The sequence below is a fragment of the Desulfovibrio sp. OH1186_COT-070 genome, assembly GCF_003860215.1.
Taxonomy (GTDB): Bacteria; Desulfobacterota; Desulfovibrionia; order Desulfovibrionales; family Desulfovibrionaceae; genus Desulfovibrio.
Genome location: NZ_RQYH01000166.1, coordinates 1 through 470, shown reverse-complemented (window position 1 = coordinate 470; position 470 = coordinate 1). Strand labels below are relative to the sequence as shown.

The window sequence follows — 470 nt, the reverse complement described above, 5'->3', positions numbered from 1 at the left end:
GTATACAGATAGTGTTGCAATACCATTATCTGATTTGGATATGTTCAATGCTTTAGTTGTGAATATTTATGCAAAATGGGGAATTAAAGGAATTAAGGCATTGGCAAAGATATATAAAAAGAGTTTACATCCTGCTGAAATGGTTAAGAAAAAAGGAGATTCAAAAAACAATCCACTTGTTAGTATAACTCCATATTTTTTCACACAAATGGTGTCAAGAAGTTCAGCACTTAAAGTTGTTTGGCCAAAAGATGGTGCAATTGTCAGCCCTGTGTTTATAATGGCTAAAAAGGATAATGAAAAAGCACAAAAGGTTGTTGAATTTTTTAGAAATGAAGATGTTGGAAAATTACTTTCTTCAAACGGAAAATTTCCTACTACGATATATGGTGTAGATAATATGTTGGATAAAGATTGTGGATTTCTATTCTGTGGTTGGGATTATATTCACAATAATGATATAGTAAAGG

The 470-nt window shown here is 31.1% G+C and carries 1 protein-coding gene; it reads left to right on the top strand.

Features of this window, described 5'->3' with window-relative positions:
* Positions 1-470: ABC transporter substrate-binding protein (locus tag EII23_RS12380; RefSeq protein WP_148091295.1), on the top strand; the 470-nt coding region annotated here is incomplete at both ends.